Annotated in this window: 6 protein-coding genes; 3 read left to right on the top strand and 3 right to left on the bottom strand. The window is 64.2% G+C overall.

What is annotated here, in order from left to right:
• From Q7U29_RS03725 to glsA, 3 genes are all read left to right on the top strand, one after another.
• The coding region (locus Q7U29_RS03725) for a TAXI family TRAP transporter solute-binding subunit (RefSeq protein ID WP_304738582.1) at nucleotides 1-728 on the top strand (728 nt) is incomplete at its 5' end.
• A 74-nt stretch (nucleotides 729-802) separates the two neighbouring features.
• Nucleotides 803-2,878, top strand: a complete 2,076-nt coding sequence (locus Q7U29_RS03720) for a TRAP transporter permease (RefSeq protein WP_304738579.1) — start codon at nucleotides 803-805, stop codon at nucleotides 2,876-2,878.
• A gap of 22 nt (nucleotides 2,879-2,900) precedes the next feature.
• Nucleotides 2,901-4,769 (top strand): glutaminase A, encoded by a 1,869-nt coding sequence (gene glsA / locus Q7U29_RS03715; RefSeq protein ID WP_304738576.1) that lies wholly within the window; start codon nucleotides 2,901-2,903, stop codon nucleotides 4,767-4,769.
• 46 nt (nucleotides 4,770-4,815) lie between these two features.
• Here the strand turns inward: glsA and Q7U29_RS03710 are convergent, their stop codons facing one another.
• From Q7U29_RS03710 to Q7U29_RS03700, 3 genes are all read right to left on the bottom strand, one after another.
• Nucleotides 4,816-5,343, bottom strand: coding sequence for a carboxymuconolactone decarboxylase family protein (locus tag Q7U29_RS03710; protein ID WP_304738573.1), 528 nt, complete (start codon nucleotides 5,341-5,343; stop codon nucleotides 4,816-4,818).
• A 598-nt stretch (nucleotides 5,344-5,941) separates the two neighbouring features.
• Nucleotides 5,942-6,301, bottom strand: a complete 360-nt coding sequence (locus tag Q7U29_RS03705) for a Zn-ribbon domain-containing OB-fold protein (protein ID WP_304738571.1) — start codon at nucleotides 6,299-6,301, stop codon at nucleotides 5,942-5,944.
• Nucleotides 6,298-7,073: thiolase family protein (locus Q7U29_RS03700; RefSeq protein WP_304738569.1), on the bottom strand; the 776-nt coding region annotated here is incomplete at its 5' end. The genes Q7U29_RS03705 and Q7U29_RS03700, both read right to left, overlap by 4 nt.

Raw genomic sequence — 7,073 nt, 5'->3', positions numbered from 1 at the left:
TCGGTTTCGTCGTCGGCTCGCCGGCCTTGAACCAGAACTCGCTGGCGATCCTGGCCTTCGGCGGGCTCAAGCAAAGCGACGTCAAGTCGGTCGAGTTCTCGAGCTACGGCGCGATGTGGAAGGGCCTGCTCAACAACGACGTCGACGCCGCCTTCGCGACCACGATCACCGGCCCCGCCAAGGAAGCCGAGACCTCGCCGCGCGGTCTGGTCTGGCCGCCGCTGCCACATAGCGACAAAGCCGGATGGGAACGGGTGCAGAAGGTAGGATCGTTCTTCTTCCGTCACATGGCGAGCTGCGGCGCCGGCATCGCCAAGGACAAGCCGATTGAAATGGGAACCTATCCGTATCCGATCTTCGTGGTGTACGGAACGCAAGCCCCCGACGCGGTCTATGCCGTCACCAAGGCCATGATCACCGGCTACGACATCTACAAGGATGCCGCCGCCGGCGCGAGCGGGCTCGCCGCCGACAAGCAGACCAAGAAATGGGTGGTGCCGGTTCATCCTGGCGCGGTCAAGGCGCTGAAGGAAGCCGGCCAGTGGAGCGACGACCAGGAGGCGCACAACAACGCGCTGTTCAAGCGGCAAGCGGTGCTGGCGGCGGCATGGGCCGATTTCGGCAAGGCCAGCCCGCCGTCCGACGACAAGGAGTTCCTGGCGGCCTGGATGAAAGCGCGCGCTGCGGCGCTGAAGAAGGCCGGCATGCCGGACGGGTTCGAGGGCTGATCTCTCCTCGCTCCCTTTCACTCGGATTCAACGCCGGCGCGAAAACGCGCCGGCTCATCTTGACGGGATAATTCATGGCTGCCTCAACCTCCGCCGCTTCCGAAGCTCCGGCGGGAAAACGCATCGAGTTCGCCGATCCGCACGGCAGCCTCGCCAATCTGCAGGAGGCCGAAGTCTCGCGGGCGCGAACCCTGCGGGGCGGCTGGCGCTGGGCCCTGATCGTCGCCACCGCCGCGACGATTCTGCTCTGCATCAACCAGCAATTCTCGCTGCGATTCTTCATCGGCTATACCCAGCTCAACACCGAATATTTCTATCTGCTGATCGCGCTGATGCTGCCGTTCACCTTCCTGATCTTTCCAGGCACGGAACGCGCGCCGCTCGATCGCATCCCCTGGTACGACATCCTGCTGTTCGTCCTGACCTTCGGCGCCGCCATCGTGCTGATGAACAGCGTGCGCAAGGCCGCCGAAGCCGGCTGGGAATTCGGCGGCGCACCGACGCCTGTGATCGTCGCTGGCCTGATGATGTGGTTCGTGCTGATGGAAGCCTTGCGCCGCACCGGCGGCTGGAGCCTTCTGCTCAGCGTGCTCCCCTTCACCGTCTATCCGCTGTTTGCCGATGAAAAATGGCTCGGGCCCTTCCGCGGCACCCAGTCGACCCTCGAGCAGGCGACGTCATATCATGTGCTGTCAGGCGAGAGCCTGCTCGGCATTCCGATCCAGGCCTTCGCCGACACCGTGATCGGCTTTCTGGTGTTCGGCACCGCGCTGATGATGACCGGCGCCGGCAAGTTCTTCATCAATCTGTCGTTCGCGATGTGCGGCACCTTCCGCGGCGGCGCCGCCAAGGTCTGCATCTTCGCCAGCGGCCTGCTCGGCATGATGTCCGGCTCGATCATCTCCAACGTGCTGACCGCCGGAACCATGACGATCCCGGTCATGAAGAAGAGCGGCTTCCGCGCTTCCTATGCCGCCGCGATCGAGGCCTGCGCATCGACCGGCGCCGTGCTGGCGCCGCCGGTGATGGGCGCGACCGCCTTCGTGATCGCCCAGTTCCTCAATGTCAGCTACGCCGAAGTCGCGCTGGCCGCGATCATTCCCGCGGCGCTGTTCTATATCGGCCTGTTCATGCAGGTGGACTCCTACGCCGCCCGGCACGGCCTCGAGGGCATTCCGCGCTCCGAATTGCCCAGGGTAATGGATACCATCAAGGACGGCTGGTACTACATCTTCGTCATCGCCCTCCTCGTCGTCATGCTGCTGTACTTCAAGCGGGAGAGCCACGCGCCGTTCTTCGCCACGGCGCTGCTGCTGGTGCTGAACCAGGCGTTCTCCAGGGAGACTCGCTGGAAGTTCACGACGATCAACAAGTTTCTGGAGGTCAACGGCCGTACCTTCGTCGAACTGGTCGGCATTCTCGCCGGCTGCGGCCTCCTGATCGGCGCATTCTCGATGACCGGCGTGGTCTCCAGCCTCGCCAACGACCTGTTGCGGATCGCCGGCGACAACGCCTTCCTGCTGCTCGTGATGTGCGCGTTCACCAGTCTCATCCTCGGTCTCGGGCTGACGACGACGGCCTGCTACATCTTCCTCGCCATCCTGGTGGCGCCGGCGCTGGAAAAGCTCGGCCTCAACAAGATGGCCGTGCACATGTTCATCTTCTACTGGGGAATGCTGTCATCGATCACGCCACCCGTCGCCATCGCCTCATTTGCCGCCGCCGGCATAGCCGGCTCGCCGGCGATGCGAACGGGCTGGGAATCGATGTGGGTCGGCAGCATCATCTATTTCATCCCGTTCTTCTTCGTGCTCAACCCCGCGCTGGTGCTGCAGGGCGCCAGCCCCTATCTCGAAGGGCTCGGCCTGATGGCGCTGGCCGCGTTCGGCACCCTGTTCATCTGCGGCGGCATCCAGGGCTATCAGGCCTTCGTCGGCGATCTCCGGCGTGCCGGGATGCTGGAATGGCCGCTGCGCGTGTTGCTGGTGATCGGCGGATTTGTCGTCGCGACCCCCGGCGGCGGCATCAACCCGCTCTCGCAAATTCAGATCACCAGCCTCGGGCTGGCGATCCTGATACCGACCGTCGCGGTCGCCCTGCTGCTGATGCGCCGGCAGCCTCTTGTCGCGGGGCGGTTGCGCGTTCGCTGATTGCGCGGCAAGACTGGAGGCGATGAAACAACCGCCTCCAGCCTTTGCCGTCGCGCCTTCCGCGCCTTCCTCCTGGGCCTCCTCGAAACCGCCGCTGCTGCGGTTCCTCGACCGCTGCCACGCGGATTTTTCGAAAGAAGCCGGCGGCGCCGTCGCCGACTACATTCCGGAACTCGGCAAGGCCGACCCTGCCCATTTCGGCATCAGTCTCGCCACCCTCGACGGTCACGTCTACGAGGCCGGCGATACAAGCGTCCCCTTCACGATCCAGTCGATGTCCAAACCCTTCGTGTTCGCGCTGGCGCTGGACACGCTGGGTGCTGCGCGGGTCGAGAGCGTGATCGGCGTCGAACCGTCCGGAGATCCCTTCAATTCGATCCGGCTCAATGCCGAAAACCATCCTTTCAACCCGATGGTCAATGCCGGCGCGATCACCTGCTCGAGCCTGATCCGCGAGGCCAAGGGCGACGGCGCGTTCGAATATATCCGCCAGGCGCTCGGCCGCTTCGCCGGGCGCGATCTCGCCGTCGACGAGGCCGTGTTTGCCTCCGAAAGCGTCAGCGGCGACCGCAACCGCGCCATTGCCTATCTGCTGCGCACGTCTCACGTCATCAACCAGGACGTCGGCGCGGTGCTGGAGACCTACTTCCGGCAATGCGCCGTTCTGGTCACGGCGCGCGACATCGCCGTGATGGCCGCGACGCTGGCCAACCGCGGCGTCAATCCCGTTACCGGCGAGCAGGTCATGACCCCCTACGCGATTTCGCGGACGCTTTCGGTGATGACCAGTTCGGGCATGTATGACTACGCCGGCGAATGGATCTATCGCGTCGGCATCCCCGCCAAGAGCGGCGTCGGCGGCGGCATCCTGGCAGCCCTGCCCGCGCGGCTCGGGCTCGGCAGTTACTCGCCGAAACTCGACGGCCACGGCAACAGCGTGCGCGGCATCAAGGTGTGCGAGGCGCTGTCGCAACATTACGATCTGCATATGCTCAACCGCAGCGACGACGCCCGCACCAGCATCATCGCCGACTACGACATCGGCAAAAATCCTTCGCGACGCGACCGCCGCCCGCTTGAACGCAATATCCTCGCCGCGCATCACAGGGATGTCCGCGTCATCGAGCTGGTCGGCACGCTGTCGTTTTCCAACGTCGATTACGTGTCGCGTCAGCTCGCCGCAAAGCCCCGTCCGCAATTCGTCATCTTCGACCTGCATAGGGTGACCTCGATGACGCGCGCCGGCGCTCGCCTGGTGGCCGAGGAATTCCGCGAACTGTCGGTGCACGGCGTCACCGTGATCCTGTCCGGCATCAAGCGGGATTCGCGTGACTGGAAAATGATCGGCGAATGGACCGGCGAACTCTCGAACGTGCGCGACTTCTTTTTGCTCGATGCTGCCATCGAATGGGCCGAGGACCAGGTGGTCTATCGCCATGGCGGCGCCATCGATTTTCACGAGATCACCGAATTGTCCGAGCAGGCGCTGCTGGCGGGGCTGACGCCGGAGGAGCTGACCGATCTGGCTTCGATCGCCTCAGTCCGGACCTATCAGCCTGGCGAAAAGATCGTCACCACGGGCAGCCCCGCAACGTCGCTTTACTTCCTGCGCAGCGGCGCCGTGCACGTCACGCTGTCTGACGGCATCAGGCTGGCGACGCTGACCGCGGGCATGGCCTTCGGCGAAATGGCGCTGCTGGAAACCCACCGCTCCGCCGACGTGCTGGCCGACTTGTCCGCCACGGCCTATGAAATAGCCTTGCGGGATTTCGAGCGCTTCCGCAAACAGCATCCGAGGGCCAGCGAACGGATCATGCGCAACCTCGCCCAACTGCTGGCCGACCGCCTGATCGTCGCCAATACCAGGGTGGATCTGCTGACGGCACATTAGTCTTCTCCCCTCCTCCCGCGAAGCGGCGGGGAGGGAGGGGAGTCGATCAGCTCACCACTTCCGACACCGGCTGCATGTCGATGCCGAACGTTTCCAGAAACTTCGACGTCATGACGTAAAAGCCGACAGAGAGCTGCAGTTCGACCAGCGCCGCCGGCGTCAGTTTTGCCGCGATGGCGTTGAAGGTCGCGTCGGTCGGCTTGTGCAGTCTGACGATCTCGTCGGTGAAGGCGAGTGCTGCGCGCTGCACCTCGTTGAAGCAGGTCGCGGCCTGCCAGTTTTCCAGCGCCTCGTTCTGTTCGTCGGTGACGCCCACATTCTTGCCGATGCGCTTGTGCGCGACGATTTCATAGGGCGCCTCGCACAGGATGCCGGTGCGGGTGATCGCGAGTTCCCGCACCACCGGATCGAGCTCGCCCTTGTGGCGGATCGCGCCGCCGAGCCGGCAATATTGTTCGAAATAGCTCGGCGAATGCGCCATCATCCGGAAAATGTTGGCGTTGCGGTTCTTGCCGAGAATTTCCCTGGTACGTTCGTTCGATTTGGTCGTGTCGCAATAGTCGATGCGGGCCATGATTCACCTTGGGGCTTGAATTTTTTCAGGCTGCCCTGTCGAAGGCAGGTTCCATTGAAACACTATCTGCCGCTTCAGACGGTAGCAACAGCCTGTGCCGTCTGGCAAATCTCCCGGTGGCGTCAATTCGGCGCAAATCAACCGCTCACTTTATCAGTCATCCGGCCCGCCAATCTCGTCACAGCAGAGTCAAAAAGCCGCCGCATTGCTGATCGACCTTAGGCTGTCGATATTCGCCGAGTGGGGACTCATTGAAGCGAATACTCGTCGCGGGGTGTTCCGAGTAAAAATACTGACCGTCGTTCGCGCGCTCGCGCGGTGATGAGTCATGCCCAAAACGATGCCAAGTCTAGGGAGATCGGCATGAAGGAAGCCACCAAGAGGGCGGCCTCGGAGGCGCTTGCGCAAATGCTGGCGGTGACGGCCATGATCGTCATCGCCAGCCTTGTGCTTTACGTGCGGTGATGGGCCCCGTGTCCCGGACGCGGTGCAGCGTTCTTCACGCTGCTCCGCAGAACCGGGACCCAATTCCGGCATGGACCCCGGATCTGCAGCGCATCACTACGTGCTGCGCAGCGTCCGGGGAACGCGGCAAAGTCTACCCAACCTTCTCGAAATACGGCACCAGCCGCCCCGCGAACGGCACGAATCGCGCCGTTACCTTGTCGCCGATGGAAAGGTCATTGTCGCCATGCGCCATCATGCGGAAGCCTTCGGACGTATCAACGAGCACGATGTTGTAGGGAACGTGCGCCCGGGTTTCGGGTGTAGCGGCGCGGCACACCAGGGAGGCGGCGTAGACCGTGCCGGCGCCGCTGGCGCGCTTCTCCACCGGATCCTGCGCGCCGCAAGCGACGCAGAAGCTGCGGCGGAAGTATTGCAGGCGGCTGCAGGCGGCACACTCCTGATAGACAATCGCTTCCGCGCCCGTGGTCCAGTCGGCGGGTTTTTGGCTCATCGCACCTGCTCCAGGAACATGCTGACATGCGACGACAGCACGCCGCCGTCGCCATGCAGCAGCGCGATCGAGGCATCGCGCACCTGACGCGCTTCCGCCCGTCCCGTCATCTGCAGATGGGTCTCGACCAGATGCGCCATCGCGCCGCCGACGCCGCAATGACCGTAGCTCAGCAGGCCACCATGGGTGTTGAGCGGCATCGCGCCGTCGCGGCTGAAATACCCTGCCCGCACCCGTGCCGCCGCCTCGCCGCGGCCGGCGAGCCCGAGGTCCTCCAGCAGCATCGCCAGCGTGATGGTAAAACTGTCGTAGACCGCGGCGTAGCGCACGTCGGATATCGCGACACCGGCGGCCGCCTTCGCCTTGGCAATTGCAATCTCGGCGCCGAGTTCGCTCAAGGCAGGGGCTGCCGTAACATGCTGATGGGTATGCGCCTGGGCGCAGCCGCGCACCCGCACGCCGGCCTCCCCGGTGCGCTCGCGGCTGATCACGAAGGCCGCGCCGCCGTCCGACACCGGGCAGCAATCCAGCAGCTTCAGCGGCATCGCCACCGGCTTCGAGGCCATCACGTCGGCGACACTGATGGCGTCGTGGAACTGCGCGCCGGGATGGATCAGCGCGTGGCTGCGCATCAGTACCGCGAATTCAGCGAGGTCTTCCTGGGTGACGCCGTATTCGTGCATGTAGCGCGAGGCGACCAGGCCGTAATAGGCCGGGATGGTCGGCCCCAGCGGCACCTCGTAGTCGGGATGGCCGACCTGCGCCAGCGCCA

This window comes from Bradyrhizobium sp. (genome assembly GCF_030654605.1).
Lineage (GTDB): Bacteria > Pseudomonadota > Alphaproteobacteria > Rhizobiales > Xanthobacteraceae > Bradyrhizobium.
This window is presented reverse-complemented; position numbering and strand designations above follow the sequence as displayed.

What these genes read in the sequence shown, in the direction of transcription:
- Q7U29_RS03720 (WP_304738579.1), top strand. Translation starts at nt 803, where the DNA reads ATGGCTGCCTCAACCTCCGCCGCTTCCGAAGCTCCGGCGGGAAAACGC.
- glsA (WP_304738576.1), top strand. Translation starts at nt 2,901, where the DNA reads ATGAAACAACCGCCTCCAGCCTTTGCCGTCGCGCCTTCCGCGCCTTCC.
- Q7U29_RS03710 (WP_304738573.1), bottom strand. Translation starts at nt 5,343, where the DNA reads ATGGCCCGCATCGACTATTGCGACACGACCAAATCGAACGAACGTACC.
- Q7U29_RS03705 (WP_304738571.1), bottom strand. Translation starts at nt 6,301, where the DNA reads ATGAGCCAAAAACCCGCCGACTGGACCACGGGCGCGGAAGCGATTGTC.